Source organism: Rhizobium nepotum 39/7, assembly GCF_000949865.1.
Taxonomy (GTDB): Bacteria; Pseudomonadota; Alphaproteobacteria; order Rhizobiales; family Rhizobiaceae; genus Agrobacterium; species Agrobacterium nepotum.
Window position 1 is genome coordinate 264,322 of the sequence record NZ_JWJH01000012.1, and the last position, 15,318, is coordinate 279,639.

At 59.9% G+C, this 15,318-nt stretch carries 13 protein-coding genes; 6 read left to right on the forward strand and 7 right to left on the reverse strand.

Annotated features, from left to right (window positions below; all coding sequences use genetic code 11):
* Window positions 1–105 precede the first annotated feature (105 nt).
* Window positions 106–1,098 carry an ABC transporter substrate-binding protein gene (locus tag RS75_RS14390; RefSeq protein WP_045021566.1) on the reverse strand — a complete coding sequence of 331 codons (993 nt, stop codon included), beginning with the start codon at window positions 1,096–1,098 and terminating at the stop codon, window positions 106–108.
* Window positions 1,099–1,391: 293 nt separating this feature from the next.
* Between RS75_RS14390 and RS75_RS14395 the strand changes: the two genes are divergently transcribed.
* Window positions 1,392–2,525 (forward strand): ROK family transcriptional regulator, encoded by a 1,134-nt coding sequence (locus RS75_RS14395; RefSeq protein WP_045021568.1) that lies wholly within the window; start codon window positions 1,392–1,394, stop codon window positions 2,523–2,525.
* Between the two features lie 90 nt (window positions 2,526–2,615).
* On the opposite strand, the gene RS75_RS14400 is transcribed toward RS75_RS14395, so the two are convergent.
* From RS75_RS14400 to RS75_RS14425, 6 genes are all read right to left on the reverse strand, one after another.
* Window positions 2,616–3,410, reverse strand: a complete 795-nt coding sequence (locus tag RS75_RS14400; RefSeq protein ID WP_045021570.1) for an inositol monophosphatase family protein — start codon at window positions 3,408–3,410, stop codon at window positions 2,616–2,618.
* Window positions 3,398–4,294: a glycerophosphodiester phosphodiesterase family protein gene (locus RS75_RS14405; RefSeq protein ID WP_045021572.1), complete on the reverse strand. Its 897-nt coding sequence runs from the start codon at window positions 4,292–4,294 to the stop codon at window positions 3,398–3,400. Before RS75_RS14405 ends, RS75_RS14400 begins: the two co-directional genes overlap by 13 nt.
* 47 nt (window positions 4,295–4,341) lie before the next feature.
* The gene (locus tag RS75_RS14410; protein ID WP_045021574.1) at window positions 4,342–5,205 is read right to left on the reverse strand and encodes an ABC transporter permease; all 864 of its coding nucleotides are present in this window, start codon (window positions 5,203–5,205) and stop codon (window positions 4,342–4,344) included.
* Window positions 5,202–6,059: an ABC transporter permease gene (locus tag RS75_RS14415; protein ID WP_045021577.1), complete on the reverse strand. Its 858-nt coding sequence runs from the start codon at window positions 6,057–6,059 to the stop codon at window positions 5,202–5,204. The genes RS75_RS14410 and RS75_RS14415 overlap by 4 nt, the downstream gene beginning before the upstream one ends.
* Window positions 6,059–7,099 (reverse strand): ABC transporter ATP-binding protein, encoded by a 1,041-nt coding sequence (locus tag RS75_RS14420; RefSeq protein ID WP_045021579.1) that lies wholly within the window; start codon window positions 7,097–7,099, stop codon window positions 6,059–6,061. The genes RS75_RS14415 and RS75_RS14420 overlap by 1 nt, the downstream gene beginning before the upstream one ends.
* A gap of 87 nt (window positions 7,100–7,186) precedes the next feature.
* On the reverse strand, window positions 7,187–8,416 hold the full coding sequence (locus RS75_RS14425) for an ABC transporter substrate-binding protein (protein ID WP_045021581.1): 1,230 nt from the start codon (window positions 8,414–8,416) through the stop codon (window positions 7,187–7,189).
* A 143-nt stretch (window positions 8,417–8,559) separates the two neighbouring features.
* Here RS75_RS14425 and RS75_RS14430 point away from each other — a divergent pair, with 143 nt between their 5' ends.
* The 5 genes from RS75_RS14430 to RS75_RS14450 all read left to right on the forward strand — a co-directional run bounded on the left by RS75_RS14430 (window position 8,560) and on the right by RS75_RS14450 (window position 15,275).
* A complete protein-coding gene (locus tag RS75_RS14430; RefSeq protein ID WP_045021582.1) occupies window positions 8,560–9,708 on the forward strand; it encodes an ROK family transcriptional regulator in 1,149 nt (382 codons plus the stop codon).
* 220 nt (window positions 9,709–9,928) lie between these two features.
* Entirely contained in the window at window positions 9,929–10,435 is a 507-nt protein-coding gene (locus RS75_RS14435; protein ID WP_045021584.1) for an RNA polymerase sigma factor, read from the forward strand.
* A 94-nt stretch (window positions 10,436–10,529) separates the two neighbouring features.
* Window positions 10,530–11,498, forward strand: a complete 969-nt coding sequence (locus tag RS75_RS14440) for a FecR family protein (RefSeq protein ID WP_045021586.1) — start codon at window positions 10,530–10,532, stop codon at window positions 11,496–11,498.
* A gap of 115 nt (window positions 11,499–11,613) precedes the next feature.
* Entirely contained in the window at window positions 11,614–14,052 is a 2,439-nt protein-coding gene (locus tag RS75_RS14445) for a TonB-dependent siderophore receptor (RefSeq protein WP_045021589.1), read from the forward strand.
* On the forward strand, window positions 14,052–15,275 hold the full coding sequence (locus RS75_RS14450) for an MFS transporter (protein WP_045021591.1): 1,224 nt from the start codon (window positions 14,052–14,054) through the stop codon (window positions 15,273–15,275). Before RS75_RS14445 ends, RS75_RS14450 begins: the two co-directional genes overlap by 1 nt.
* Window positions 15,276–15,318: the final 43 nt, after the last annotated feature.

Genomic DNA, 15,318 nt, shown 5'->3' on the forward strand with positions numbered 1-15,318 from the left:
TCCATGACATATCCTGCGCGGCACACGACCACGGGGACGGAACGAAAATGCGATTGTGAAAGAGACAATGTGGGGACGGCGGCCTGCACCGCCCCCGGCAATGTCTTACTGAACGTCGAGCAGGATCTCGTTCCACTTTTCCATCAGGCGTGCGCGATTGTCCCCAGCCCACTTGAAATCGTATTTCGCATCCGGAACATCGGACAGGGGAACAAGTGCCGCATTGGCCGGAACATCTGATCTGACCGAGCGGCGACCCGCTTTCACCACGACTTCCTGCGCTTCCCTGGAAACGATGAAATCGATGAAGGCCTTGCCGTTTTCGGCGTTCGGCGCACCCTTGACGAGCGCCATGCCATCAGGCGCGATTGCCGTACCCTCTTTCGGATAAATAATTTCGACCGGCGCGCTGCCGAGCTTGTAGCGCAGGGCGGCGTCTTCGAGCGTAATACCGACCGCCTGCTCGCCATCATTGACGAAACGCGGAACCGCGCCTGAAGAGGTGGAAAGAACGGAGTTGCCGAGAATGCCGGTATAGACTTCCCAGCCCTTCTCCTCGCTGTCAAAATCCTGCAATACCGTCGCCATCTGGATATAGGCGGAGCCGGACTGGTCAGCGCGGGCCGAGGAAATCAGGCCCTTATATTCAGGCTTGGCAAGATCGGCCCAGGATGTCGGGACCGGCGCGCCTTTCAGCGCCTCCTTATTGACGATGAAGGCCGTAACGACAGCCGTAAAAGGCACCCAGTTCACGCTCGGGGTAAAGGCAGGGTTGATCGATGCAGCCTCGGTGGGCTTGTAAGGTTCAAAGAGGTCGGCGGAAAAATCGATAACCGTGCCGTCGACGCTCCAGATCACGTCGCCTGCCGCCTTGCCGCTCTCCGCCTTGATCCGGTTCATCAGTTCACCGGATCCGGCTTTGACAAGCTCGACCTTGGTGCCGGTTTTCTTTTCAAACATGGGTAGCAACTCATCCATGAGCTGCTGTGGCGCGGCAGAATAGACCACGACGGTGCCTTCCGCGTGAGCGAAAGCCGCGCTGGCAAGGAATGTTGCGCCGGCAAAAAGGCGCGCGAAAATAGTGCATGATTGACGCATAAGGGGGCTCCGTTTTTTTGTTCCCTGACAGACGAGGCCCTGCGACATGATTTCTTTTTGATTTTGCCCGTCGCCACCCGCCGTCTGTCATTTATTTTCTTTACGTAAATTAATTAGTCAAGTCGGAATTTATTCTGAAAACGAAAATAAAATATCCCTCTGAAAAAACTCAATATTTAAGGACCGTTGCGGGTAATCTTTGAACCCAGAAAGCTAGGACTTCGCGGAAAACAAGGTGCACAATCACACAAATTGCGCTAATCATCCGGCGTAACTTCTCGCGGGAGACTTGTTTGATCGACCTCGGCTACAACGAACGACGCCTGCTCGAAATTTTGCGCGGCAAGGGAGGCATGTCGCGTATCGAACTGGCGCGCGAGATGGATGTTTCCGCGCCGACCCTCACGCGCCTGACGGCCAATCTCCTGGAGTCCGGCCTCATCGTCGAAGCGGAGGAAACGCGCAATGATGGCAAACGAGGGAAACCAACCACCGCCATCGAAATCAATCCGAACGGGCTTTTCACACTCGGGGTCTATTTCAATCCAGACGATCTGCGCGTCTGCGTGGCCGATCTCAACGGCACGATAAGGCAGGAAATCAGGTCCGAGCTCGAAGGGCACAGTTTCGAGCATATCATGGAAATGGCCGAGGCGGCCGCCCGGCAGGTGCTTGAAAAAGCAAAGATCAAAAAGAAGGATGTGCTCGGCTGCGGCATCAGCTTTCCGGGCCATTTCAAACGTGATCGCGGCCATGTCTTCCGTATCAGGCAGTTCGAAAGCTGGCGCGATATCGATGTCGACAAGGACTTCCAGCCCTATTTCGATTTCCCGGTCTTTCACGAAAATGACGGCAATACCGCCATACTTTCAGAGCTGTATTACGGTGCGGGTCGAAATATCCGCAACTTCGCGATGATCTGGCTGACCTACGGCATCGGGGGTGCTTTGGTGGTGCAGCGCCATCTCTATCGCGGCACAAATGGTAATGCGGGCGAGTTCGGTGGCCTGTTTCCCAAGTCTCATCCACGCCCCTCGGGACAGGACCTTTGCGACACGCTCGCCGCCCACGGAATCAGCATCCGGCGTCTGAAGGATATCGACGAGAGCTATTCCGACCATCCCGCCGTGGCTTCCTGGCTGGAAAGGGCAACCGATCAGCTTCGTCTGCTTTCATTGACGGTTGCCCGAACGATGGACCCCGGCGCCATCATTTTCGGCGGATCGCTTCCCGACTGGGTTCTCGAGCATATCGTGCAGCGCATCGGCTCGCTGGAAATGCTCGGCGAGGATTTTTTCGTCGAGCCGCCGGAAATACGCAAATCAGTGATGAGCGATCTACCGCATCTCGGCGCCGCCAGCATACCGATCTATCGAGCCACGACGCCCAGCTATTATTCCGGACGGGCGCTGAAAGGGTGGGCTTAACAATAGGTCGTCAAGCGCTTTTCAGTCCAGACATCGGTGGGGGTGCCGGGTGTTTAGATTTGACACCCGGCACCCGCTTTCCCGAGACCTTCACGCAGCCTTAACCGGTAGTTTTTCCGCAATCTCCGGCCAAAGCTCCTCCGTCACGGCCATCAGCGCCGGCGTGGCGGCGGCGACCCAGGGAATGCCGGTTTCGCCGCGCGTTCCGATCCGCACGTCAAGGCCCGCTTCCCTTGCGAGAACGACGCCGCCGGCGATATCCCACATGGTCGTCAGCTTCTGCAGATGACCGTCAAAGGTTCCGCGCGCCGCAAAGACCAGCGAGATCGACGTGGAGCGGATGGATTCCACCACCCAGCCGGCGTGTCTCAAGCCCACATTGAGAGCCGCAACTTCCTCGGCATCGGCGGACGCGCTGTCGCCGAGCGACATCACCCGCACCTCCTCGAAGGGAACGTTGCGGGCAAGCGGCTTGCCGTTCAGCAGCAGCCCGGTGCCCTCGGCCGCCGCGTAGATTTCCTTGAAAACCGGCATGGCGACGACACCGAGTTCCGGTCGGCCGTTACGCACGAAACCGAGCGAGATGCCCCAGAGCGGCGAGCCGCGCAGGAAATTGGTGGTGCCGTCGATGGGATCGATGATCCAGTAGGCGTCATCGGCCACCCCGCCCATTTCCTCGCCGAGGACGGTTTCGCCCGGAAATGCCGCGGCCAACCGGTCCCGAACCAGCCTTTCGACCGTGGTATCGGCTTCCGAAACAAAGTCCTGAAACCCCTTCGTCCGGGTGGCGATGGTGCCGCGCGCCTCGAAAAAGCGAAGGGCAAGGCCCATCGCCTCCTCGACAATGCCGACCGCGCAATCGAGACGTTGATTTATCGCGTCCATGATCTGCCCGTCTCTCCGGCATCCGCCTTCAGCCAGCCTTTGAAGGCCTCGACTTCGTCCGTCTGGATTGCGCCGACACCGATCTGCGCCAGAGCGCCCCAGACACCTTCAGGGTTGGCCAGCGCACGCGTATCGCTGAAATCGAGGCAATGGGAAACATCGAGCGTGTTGATCCACAGCCGGATGTTCTGGCGCTCCAGTTCAGCGCAGCCTTCAACGAGGTCAGCAATATCCGTGAACTTCACCTCAATCATCGGCGCCCGCAACGCTTCGATGCGGCGCAGATCTTCGGCGAAGTGCCCCTTTCTCACCCGGAACATCGGCATATGCGGAATTTTGCCGAACCAGTCGGTGTCGAGCACGTCAAAATGGGCAGCTTCTGGCTCGATATCGGTTTTCACCAGCACCTGATCTTCAACGCCGAGGCGCAGCACGGTTTCCATGACCTGTGGCAGATCATGGGTGAATTTGGTGTCGATATTGACGGTGATCTTGCCGCGGGCCTCCTCGAGCAATTCTTCGAGCGTCGGCACGCATTCATCGGTAACATCAGCCGCATCGCCGCCGGCACCGGCTTTAAGCCTTGCGGCACGCATCACTTCGAAAGGCAAGGCACTCACGGTCCCCTTGCCCGTCGTCGTGCGGTCGAGCGTTTCGTCGTGAATGACGACCAGCCGGCCGTCGGCCGTCGCCTGCGTGTCGATCTCGATCATCTCGACGCCCGCAGTAACTGCCGCGCGGACGGAAGCCAGCGAGTTTTCAGCGGTCGCGGTCCAGAAACCGCGATGAGCAATGGTCAGTATCGAAGGATTGTCACGCGAGCAGAGGGTAAGGACATTGCAGGAATTGGAGGTTTTACGGGAGGCTGCAAGGGTTTGATGCATGGTTTTCACTTTCGGACGTTGCGATTACCGGGGATTAGCTGCCCGGATCAGATTTTCCCCATACCCGCCGCCATCAGGTCGTCACGCAGAATGCGGCCGGCGATGATGAAAACGACGAGAGCGGGAAGAAGCAGGATGAAGGAGACGATGGAGGCGAGCGGAAGCTGCATCGAATAGGGGTCGAGATACATGTAGAGCTTGATCGGCAGCGTCTCCACGACAGGCGCACCGACGATGAAGGACTTGTCGAATTCCTCGAAGCTGCCGATGAAGGACATCAGGCCGCCGGCCAGAAGGCCCGGCACCGCAAGCGGCAGGATGATGTGGAGGACGATGCCGACCGTTCCCGCGCCGAGAGAACGCGCGGCATGGATGAGGTCGTCGGGAATGGTCTCCAGCGCCGCCGTCATCAGCCGGATCATCAGCGGCAGGGTGCCGACGATCTGCACGAGGATCACCCCGGTCACAGAATAGGCAAGGCCGAAGAGAAGAAACACCTGGCCGATGCCGACCGCGACCACCAGTCCGGGAATGATGATGGGGGCCAGAATGAAGATCTCAACCAGCCGCTTCAGCCGGAAGGGAAAGCGGGCCATGGCCCATGCGGTGGGCAGGGCGATCGCGGCCGTCAAAAAGGTGACGACGAAGGCGATGAGGATGCTGTTGATGGCCGCCCGGATGAGACTTCCATCGGCAAGAACACTCGCCCAGCGCGCCATGGTGTAATCCTTCGGCACCACCAGCGGCGGCGGCCAGCCATCGGCGACGCTCCACAGAAACATCAGTGACAGCGGCACGGCGATGGCAAGCGCCAGCGTGGTGAAGAGCCCGATGGAGACGAAAATCCGGTCTTCCGGCGTGAAGGTGCGGCGGCGGGCAATGGTGACGGGTTCAAGGGCAATGGCGCTCATGATGCGTCTCCTCGGGTTTGGCCGGGGCCGATGCGGGATGTCAGGGAATAATAAAGCAGCAGGACGGAGACTGCGAAGAGGCTCAGTACCATGCCCATGGCATAGACCTGATTGAAGCGGCCCTGATTGAACTCCTTGATCATGAGGACCGAAAGCGGCTGGGCCGTGGGCGGGCCGACGATATCGGGAATGGCGTAGGAGCCCATGGAGCCGATGAAGGTCAGAAGAATGGCGGCGGTGATGCCGGGCATGGCGAGCGGAACTTCCACGAACAGAAAGGTCTTGAGCCGCGAGGCGCCGAGCGTGCGCGAGGCGTAACGAATGTCCTCCGGTATGGCGGCAAAGGCGCTGGTGATGATCAGCGTCATGAACGGTATCTGCTTCCAGACGCTTGCCAGAATGACGCCGACGCCCCAGTCGTCACGCACAAGTTTCGGCAGTCCCAGCCCGAGCGGCGCCACAAGACGATCGAGAAAGCCACCCCTTTCGAAAACGACGATTACCATCAGGCCGACGATGATGCCCGGCACCGCCATCGGCAGCTTGTAAAGGCCGCTGAACAGCTTGCGGCCAAAAAAGCTCTTGCGGATCAGAAGCGCCAGCGGCACCGAGGCCGCAAGCGAAACGACCACCGGCATCACGCCGTAATAAATGGAGGTCTTCAGGCCACGGATCATCGATGGGCGTGTAAAAATCCGCTCGTAGAACATCAGCGTGAAGCTGCCATCGTCCAGCCTGAAGCTGCCGATCAACGCCGAGAGCAGCGGCCCGCCGAAGAAGACCAGCAGATAACCCACCCCCGGCACCAGCAGTAAAAGCAGCTGGGCGCGCCTGTCGCGAAGCATCCCGGCCATCACGCCGCCTCCTCCGCCAATCTGTCATCGAGAAGATGAACCGAGCCGGGAAATTGCAGGGCGACCTTTCGCCCGGCGTCGATCAGACTTTCCGCGCCGGACTGGCTGACCCTGATCTGGCTGCCGCCGATCTCGACAGTGTAAAGCGCGTTGGCGCCCATGAAGGAAACGGCAGAGACCGTGCCGACGCCAGCCTCGTCGGCGCTGATGTGGATGTTTTCCGGACGAACCGAAATCTGGGCGGTGCCGGCGGCCATCGCGTCCAGCGTCACGCACTGTCCCCACGGCAGCTGCGCCTTTGTCCCATCGACTGAAACGGGCAGCAGGTTTGTCTGGCCGAGAAAGCCGGCGGTGAAAGCATGTTTGGGCGCTCGGTAAAGTTCGAGCGGCGTGCCGACCTCGACGACCCGGCCGGCATTCATAACCACGATCCGGTCGGACATCGCCATGGCCTCGGCCTGATCATGCGTCACATAAAGGCTGGTCGCGCCGATCCGGCGGTGAAGTTCGGTCAGTTCATGGCGCAGCGTATCGCGCAGTTTAGCGTCGAGGTTCGACAGCGGTTCGTCGAACAATAGCAGGCTCGGCTGCATGACGATGGCGCGCGCCAGCGCCACACGCTGCTGCTGCCCGCCGGACAGTTGCCGTGGCATGCGATCCACCAGACCGGCAAGATTGCAGATTTCAAGCGCGTGGGCGATGCGGCGCGCGCGCTCGTCCCTTGGCACCTTTTTCATCTTCAGGCCGAAACCGAGATTTTTGGCGACCGACATATGTGGGAAAAGCGCATAGGACTGGAACACCATGGCGATATCGCGCGCCTCCGGCGGCGCCTGGTCGATACGTTTGCCGCCGAGGTGGATCTCACCGCCCGACGGCTGGCTGATACCTGTCAGGATGCGCAACAATGTCGACTTGCCACAACCCGAGGGGCCGAGAATGGTGACGAATTCACCGCGCTCGACGGTGATCGAAACGGGATGAAGCGCCCGGCTCAACCCATAATCCTTGCTGATATTGCTGATCTCGAGTTCGCTCATGGCGAGGCTCCCTCATCTTTTGCGACCAAGGTTCTCCGGATCGTGCAAGCCACCTGCGGCCCACACGATCCGGCGATCCGGACGGCGTTACTGGTTGAGCACTTTTTCATCGAGCGCTTCGGCAAGCGCGGTCGACATGTCCCAGAAAGCTGGAGCTGACAGGCGCGGATAGACACTTTGCGGCAGAACATGCTCCTGCACGGCCTTCGGCATCAGGTCATTGGTGACATCGGCGCGCGGCGAGCGCGAGGCCTTGTTCTCAAGCTTCCAGAGCTGGAATTCCTTGCTCATAGCCATATCGATGAGGAGCAGCGCGGAAGCGACATTCTTTGCGTTCGCCGGAACGAACATGGCGTCGCCCGCGCCGACCTGGCCTTTTTCCAGAAGCGTGACACGGAAGCTTTCCGGCAATTGCTTGGTACCAAGGAAGCTCATGACCTGATCTTCCCAGACGGTGCCCATATGGAGTTGCTGGTTGTTGATGAGATTGAGCGTATCGGCATTGCCGTTGGTCAGTTCGGCGACCGCAAGCAGACGGCGGTAATAATCCCAGACGGGATCGAGGCATTCGGATTCCATGGCCCAGTCTTCGGCCTGCTGCAGCGTCTGATTATAGTCGGTAAGCTTTGTGCGGCAGTCGCCGGTGAGATAATTGAGCGCCACCGAATAGATGAAGCCGCCGCCCGAGCCGCCCTTGGCCGGCAGGGTGACGCCGAGACGCTTCGGGTTCTTCTCCGCCCAGGCCAGAAGGTCCTCGAAGCTTTTCGGCACGTCTTCGGCCTTCACGAAGGCGGAATCATAACCGATTGCGGTCTGGTTGAGATGCACCAGCGGGAAGCTGCCACCATGCGGCTTGCCGTACAGGGTTTCGGCCAGTTCCGGATTGTAATTGGCCATGTTGGGCAAGATCTTCGTCAGTGCAATATTGCCAACAACACCCTTGGAAGACAGAAGCGGATAGCTGCCGCCGCCAGCGAAATAGGCGTCGACCGGCGAATCCTGGCCCGCCGCCTGCACCGCGATCAACTGCTGGTTCGCCTGATCGCCCTTCACGTCGCTATAGGCGACCTTGATGCCGTATCTGGCTTCGAAGCGGGTGATCAGCTCCTTCCACGTATCGGCGAAACTGCCGGCGAAATTATACATGGTCACCGAGCCCTCGGCTTTGGCGACGGGAACGACGACGTCATAGAAATTTTCGCGCGTGACCTTCGACAGATCGAAGTCGAGGTTTTTCATGTTGCTGTCTGCCGAAAGGCAAGGCGCTGCCGTCGTCGCCAGCGCAAGCGCGGCGATCGCAATGAATTTCATGCTCATTGAATGGTTCCTCCTGAGGACCCGTTGTTACAGGTTTCTTATTAATACACTTTAAGTGTAATATTTGTGACAGTCCAGTGAAAAATGCTGTCGCGAACGGCTGCCCTTGTTGCCGCCGCCCTGCGCAGCCGCTATCCAAGGCCATGACCATCGATCAGACGCCGCGCCAGACCTTCGACCGCCAGCCACTCGCCAGCGAGAACGAGCGCCTCATTCTCGATATTGTCCGCCGTCACGGCCCCATTGCCCGCGCATCGATCACCGGTCACACCAACCTGACGCAGCAATCCGTGCATCGGCTGATCGAAGGCCTGCTGGAACGCGGGCTTCTGCGCACCGGCGCGCCATTGAAAGGCACGCGTGGCCAGCCAAGCCCGACAATCGAACTGGCGCCGGAAGCCGCCTATTCGCTCGGCATTTCCATCAACACCGACTCCGTGGTGATCTGCATTGCCGATTTCCGCTGCATCGTCGTGGTCGAGGAAAAGCTGAAGATGCTTCCCGTCGACCGGGAGGTGACGCTTACCGCGCTGTCGCAGGCCCTTGAAAGATTGCTGGCGCAGCACGGCATCCCACGCGAAAGGCTGCTTGGCCTTGGTTTTTCCATGTCAGGATTTTTCGTATCGGAAGACCGGGCCTTCAACGCGCCGGAACCCTTAAGCGACTGGTCGCTGATGGACCTGAAGCCCATTCTCGAACAAAAGTTCCATCTGCCTGTCTGGCTGGAAAACAATGCGACCACCGGGGCGATAGGCGAAAGCCTTCGCGGCGTGGGATCATGGTGCCAGACCTTCGCCTACCTGTCCTTCAACTACGGTTTCGGCGGTGGGCTGATCCTTGGCGGCCAGCCGTTTCACGGCTTTCACGGCAATGCCGGCGAATTCAGCGGCATATACAGCCCGGAGGAATCGTCGAAACGTCCGGCGCTGCAATATCTGATCACGACACTGCAGAAAAACGGCGTCGACATCCATTCGATCGAAACGCTCTATCATCAGTTCGATCCCTCCTGGCCGGGCGTCGAGGAATGGCTGGCCGAGACCATGCCGCAGGTGGACCGACTGGTGGCGAGCCTGATTGCGGTTCTCGATCCGCAGGCGATCGTCTTTGGCGGGCAATTGCCGCGCGCGCTGGGTCGGATGATGATCGAACGGGCGCACATGCCGTCGCAACGCGAACATCGTTACAACGTCGGCCCGAAGGAAGCGAAGCTGGTCCTCAGCGAAACCGAGGGTGATTCCTCCGCTCTCGGCGCCACTCTGCTGCCGCTCAGAGTCCGTTATTTCCTGTAGCCCGAGGCTACGACACGTCTCCGAACATCCTGATGTAATCCCGCAACAATCATCACAGAAACGTGAGTTAGATTTACGCCCCCGTTTTTTGCGGGTTGGCAACAAACGCCTGAAGACGGTAAACATGATAATAATTATCATGTTTCTCAGGACGTGAAACGGCAGATAATATCCGCCACCTTGTTCATATGAGAAACCAGTATGCCAGCCGGGTCGATTGATGAGCAAAGCCCTGTTACAGTTTCTTGATACCGAGGAGGAAAACCGTCTGATGCGGTTTTTCCGCCGGCGGCTGCAGAACCGGGAAGACGCCGCGGATGCAATGCAGGAGACGTTGCTGCGGGCGCTGGAAGTGTCGCATGCGACGCTGATCGACAATCCGCAGGCCTATCTTTTCCAGATCGCCAAATCCGTCGCGCGCCTGACGGTTATTCGCCAGTCGCGCGAGCGGCCGCTATTTGCCCCTTACGAGGCGGGTTTCGCCGTGCCATGCGAGGAACCCGGGCAGGAGCAGATCGTCACCGGACGGCAGCATCTGGTTTTGATGGCGCGCGCAATCGAGGCCCTGCCCAGGCGTTGCCAGCAGGTATTCGTGCTAAGCCGCCTGCATGGCCATTCCAATGGTGAGATCGCCGCCCGGCTCGGCATTTCCCGCAATATGGTGGAAAAGCACATCATCAAGGCGCTGCTGCACTGCCGTCAGCTTCGCGCGCAAATAAAAATGTAACCCGACATCAGGTGCTCGCCTCCTTTCTCACTCTATAAGGGAAAAGGAATGTACATCCGCATCACCATCCACAACGGAAACGGCAGATCAGGACATGAACGAGCGCCCGGACGGTCTGAACGATGACGGCTTGATCAACGACAGTCTGGCCGAAGAGGCCGCGCTGTGGGTCGCGCGCATGCAATCGAGGGACGCGACGGATGAGGAGCGCGACGCGTTCCAGACCTGGCTCCGGGCAGACGCCGCCCATGCCGCCGCCTATGAGGAGATGCACACGCTCTGGGGCGAGCTGGGCGATGTCGAGCTTGCGCCCGCCGAAGATAGAAAAAGGCACCTGTCCGGCCGTACTGTTCTGGCCGGCATTGCCGGTCTCTGTCTCATCGGCCTTGCGGCGCTATCTGTGGAACAAAGCGGATTGAAAGACCGCTGGCAGGCCGATTATTACACCGAAATCGGCGAGACGCGGATGCTGGTGCTGGAAGACGGTAGCCGCATCAGCCTGAACACCGACACGGCAATCACCGTCGACTATTCGCAAAAGGAACGCCGCATTGCCCTTCTTCGCGGCGAAGCCTATTTCGATGTCGCGAAAAATCCGCAGCGCCCTTTCGTCGTCAGGGGCGGATCGCTGATGGCGAAAGCGCTCGGCACCCACTATTCGGTCCGAACCGGCAATAGCGCGCTCTCGCAGGAGGTGCAGGTGGAGGAAGGTCGGGTGGAAGTGACGACGGATAGCGAAGTCGCCGTGCTCACCCCTGGGGAGACCGTCATCCTTGGCGGTGATGGCAGGCTCGTGCGGGCGCGTAAGGACGTTGCCAACAATACGGCCTGGCGCGAAGGCAAGCTGGTCTTTTCTGGCCAGCCGCTGCGCGAGGTTCTCGATATTCTGGCACAATATCGCCGTGGCCGCATCGTCATCCTCGATGAAGCGGCGGCAAGGCAGCGTGTGTCCGGCATCTTTGACCTGAAGGATACCGATCAGGCGCTTACCATTCTCGAAGAAAGCCTTCCCGTTTCGGTATCGCGGCTTTCGGGCATGCTGATTTTCGTCCGCTCGCGATAAAATAACTTTTTCGCGGGTCAGACGTCAGGAGGCGACCCACCTTTTCACTCTAGGCAATCAGAACGCGCTGCGGCTTGCGCCAGGCGGCATGAGATCACGAGTGAGAGGGAATGACATGAATTTGGGCACGCAGGCACGCGGCTGGTTCTGGCTGACGACGACGGCAATTATCGGGGGCATCGTCGCGACAGGTCCGGGTGTCACGGCCGCGAGAGCCCAGACGCCGCTGGCTGCCGCAAGCGGTGCGCCCGCCATGGTCACTGTGTCAATTCCTGCCGGACCGCTGGAGAATGCCATCCTCTCCTTCGGCCGTCAGGCCAATCTGCGCATGGTCTATCCATCCGCCATCACCAGGGGGCGGAGCACGGCGGGCGTCAAGGGCACACTCAGCATATCGGCAGCCGTCAGCGGGCTTCTTGCCGGATCAGGGCTGAACTACACATTAGCTGGCGGCAACACGGTTCGTATTTTCGATCCAGCAGATCAGGCCGGTGAGAACGGCGGTTCCGGTTCCGCCGCCGCCGGCACCACCCTGCTCGCCCCCATCACCGTGCAGGGCAACGGAATCGAAGGTGTCAGCGGCATCGTCGAAACCAGGGGCTATGTCGGAAAATCCGGCCGAACCGCCACCAAAACGGATACGCCGATTGCCGAAACCGCCCAGTCGATCACCACGGTCAGCCGCAAGCAACTGGATGATCTGAAGCCGCAGAACCTCTCCGAAGCTCTCAACTACACGCCGGGTGCGCGCATCGGCCAATATGGCGCGGAACCGCGCTTCGACGCCTTCAAGGTCCGCGGCACCGACCTCAGCACCACCGGCATCTTCCGCGATGGGCTTCGGCAGGTCAGCAGTCAGAACGGCAGCGCGCGGCTCGAACCCTACGGCGTGGAAGCCGTTTCCATCCTGCGCGGCCCGGCAGCGTCCATCTACGGCGCAAGCAGTTCCGGCGGCATCGTCGATATCGTCTCGAAGCGCCCGACCGAAGAGACGCTGCGCGAAGTGGAGCTACAATACGGTTCCTACGGCCGGGTGCAGGGCGCTTTCGATCTTTCCGGCTCGGTCAATGACGACAAGACCATGCTCTACCGTCTGACCGGCGTCGCGCGCGATGGCCGCAACGAAATCAGCGCCATCAAGGACGACCGGCTGTTCATCGCCCCCGCCTTCACCTTCCAGCCGGATGCTGGCACCAAACTCACGCTGCTTGGCGAATATATGGACAGCACCACCGGCGGCACTTGGGGCTACATCAACAAATATGGCGCCAGCGGCACCTCGGTCGGCGCGACGCCGGTTTATGGCGGCGATGCCCGCTTCAACGATTTCGAGCAAAAACAATGGCGTATCGGCTATGAGTTCGAGCATGCATTGGACGACAACCTCACCTTCTACAGCAAGGCGCGTTATTCGGCTCTTTCAGCTGATCAGCAATGGGTATTCGCCAATTATCCAGGCATCACGATCGAGGACAACGAGGGCATTTCCGCCGACAATTACCTGAAGGCCGAATTCGACACCGGCCCAGCCAGACACACACTGCTGACCGGCATCGATTTCAGCCATATGTCCTACACATCCAAACAGGGTAGCGGCACCAGTCCCTTCACCGACACCTTTACCTATGTGCCTGATGTTTCACTGGTGTTGACCCAGCGAATGAACACGATCGGCATCTATGCGCAGGACCAGATCGAAATCGATCGCTGGCGCCTGACGGCTGGCATCCGCCACGACTGGCTGGATACCGAATATCGCGCACAGGCGGTCGGCGGGGCAACGGCACCCAGCTACGACGGCGATGAAACGAAAACCACCGGCCGCGCCAGCCTTGGCTACGTCTTTGATAGCGGCGTGATGCCCTATCTCAGCTACGGCACCTCTTTCGTCGCCAATCCGGGTGTCATCATCACGACAGGAACGGTCACCGGCCAGGCGCAGCCGACGGTTGGAAAACAATATGAACTGGGCATCAAATACGCGCTGCCGCAATATAACGCTCTGCTGAGCGCCGCATTCTTCAATCTCGACCAGGACAACGCCACGGTCTACGAGACCTCGTCGGGCCTCAACTTACTGCGTCAGCTCGACCTGCGCTCGCGCGGGGTGGAACTTGAAGCTACCGCCTCGCTCGACAATGGCTGGAGCGTCATCGGCTCCTATTCCTACAATGACGTCGAGATCACCAAGCTGACGTCGGAAACCCTCGGCAAACAACTCAATTCCTCGCCCTATCACACCTTCTCGCTCTGGGCCGACTACGAGTTCCAGAGCGGCGCGCTGGAAGGCCTCGGCATCGGTGCTGGCCTGCGCTATGTGGGATCGAGCTTTGGCGACAACCAGCACACGCCCATTCTCGACAATGAAGCCCGCACATTCGTCGATGCATCGCTGCGCTATGATCTCGGTAAGGCGATACCCTCGCTCGAAGGCGTGAAGCTGCAGGTCAACGCCACCAACCTTCTGGACGAGGTCAAACAGGTCTGCACCACAGGCTTCTGCTACTACGATGAAGGCCGCAAGATCGTCGGCAGCATCCGGTATCGCTTCTGATGCTGCAGCAAAATCCTGTCGAAACAAAGCCATCCCCGGCCGCCGTCTTCGTGGCGGTCGGCGGGCTGTATGTCGGTCAGAGCGTCATCGGCGGCCTGACCTTTCTCGGCCTGCCCGCCGTGCTCCGAACCGCCGGCCTGCCTCTGGACCAGATCGGCCTTCTTTACCTGGTCGTTCTGCCCTGGGCGCTGAAATTCCTCTGGTCGCCCCATGTCGAGCGCTATCGCCTGCCACCCGTCGGCAAAAACCGGTCGCGAGTGATCGTCGGGGCGGGAATTGCCGCCTGCGCGTCCGGCCTTGCCGTCCTTGCCTTCACCGGCCCCTCGCCAGTCTCCATTGCAATCGCCATCCTTTCAGTGGTGGCGCTGGTGACGGCGACCGTCGATATTGCCTGCGACGGTTATGCGGTCGAAACGCTGGCGGCGGAACATCACGGTTGGGGCAATGCCGCCCAGGTCGGCGGTTCCTATCTGGGCTCGGCCATCGGCGCGGGCCTGTTTCTGGTGCTGGTGGAGCGTTCCGGCTGGATGAGCGCCACGCTCGTCATGGCGGGACTGGTGATCCTGCTCGCGCTGCCATTCCTGTTCGGCCCGGCGGCAAAAACGGCCACGCAAACCCGCGATCACCTGCCATCAATCAAAAACGCGCTCAAGCGACGGGAAGTCCGCACCGGCCTTCTGGTCGCTGCCGTTTATGTGGCCGCGCAGAAATGGGGGCTGGCGATGCTTGGCCCGTTTCTGGTCGATTACGGTTTCGATCTTGCAACCATCGGCGCGCTCAACGGCGTCGGCAGCATGGTAATTGGTTTCGCTGGCGCCCTCGTCGGCGGCACCCTGGTTCGGCTCTACGGCGCTTCACGGATATTGCTCGTCGCAATCTTCGTGCAGACGGTGCTGTTGTGCATTTTCGCCTATTTCAGCGTTCACCGCGACATCTCTCAGTGGATCGTCATGGCGGTTGCGGTGGCAAGTTCGTCAGGCATCATGTCCATCGGCTTTGTCGCGCTTTATGCCTGCTTCATGGGTTGGTCGGATCCACGACAGGCCGGTGTCGATTTCACCCTGTTCCAGTGCATGGACGGGATCGTCAGCATGGCGGGTGGATTGGGTGCCGGCGCGATCGCGGAAAAGTTCGGCTATCAGACATCCTTCACTGTCGCCGCCATCGTCTCCATGCTCGCCGCACCCGCCATATTCCTGTTGATGCGACGACAGCATTCTTAAACCGGCCAGCTGGGCGCGGCGGTTTAAACCGCGCCCGGAAAAA

Bases quoted from the DNA above. Each gene is read 5' to 3' on its own strand.
- RS75_RS14410 (WP_045021574.1), bottom strand. From the start codon at position 5,205: ATGAGCGCCATTGCCCTTGAACCCGTCACCATTGCCCGCCGCCGCACC.
- RS75_RS14445 (WP_045021589.1), top strand. From the start codon at position 11,614: ATGAATTTGGGCACGCAGGCACGCGGCTGGTTCTGGCTGACGACGACG.
- RS75_RS14390 (WP_045021566.1), bottom strand. From the start codon at position 1,098: ATGCGTCAATCATGCACTATTTTCGCGCGCCTTTTTGCCGGCGCAACA.
- RS75_RS14400 (WP_045021570.1), bottom strand. From the start codon at position 3,410: ATGGACGCGATAAATCAACGTCTCGATTGCGCGGTCGGCATTGTCGAG.
- RS75_RS14405 (WP_045021572.1), bottom strand. From the start codon at position 4,294: ATGCATCAAACCCTTGCAGCCTCCCGTAAAACCTCCAATTCCTGCAAT.
- RS75_RS14440 (WP_045021586.1), top strand. From the start codon at position 10,530: ATGAACGAGCGCCCGGACGGTCTGAACGATGACGGCTTGATCAACGAC.
- RS75_RS14425 (WP_045021581.1), bottom strand. From the start codon at position 8,416: ATGAGCATGAAATTCATTGCGATCGCCGCGCTTGCGCTGGCGACGACG.
- RS75_RS14450 (WP_045021591.1), top strand. From the start codon at position 14,052: ATGCTGCAGCAAAATCCTGTCGAAACAAAGCCATCCCCGGCCGCCGTC.
- RS75_RS14415 (WP_045021577.1), bottom strand. From the start codon at position 6,059: ATGGCCGGGATGCTTCGCGACAGGCGCGCCCAGCTGCTTTTACTGCTG.
- RS75_RS14435 (WP_045021584.1), top strand. From the start codon at position 9,929: ATGAGCAAAGCCCTGTTACAGTTTCTTGATACCGAGGAGGAAAACCGT.
- RS75_RS14430 (WP_045021582.1), top strand. From the start codon at position 8,560: ATGACCATCGATCAGACGCCGCGCCAGACCTTCGACCGCCAGCCACTC.
- RS75_RS14420 (WP_045021579.1), bottom strand. From the start codon at position 7,099: ATGAGCGAACTCGAGATCAGCAATATCAGCAAGGATTATGGGTTGAGC.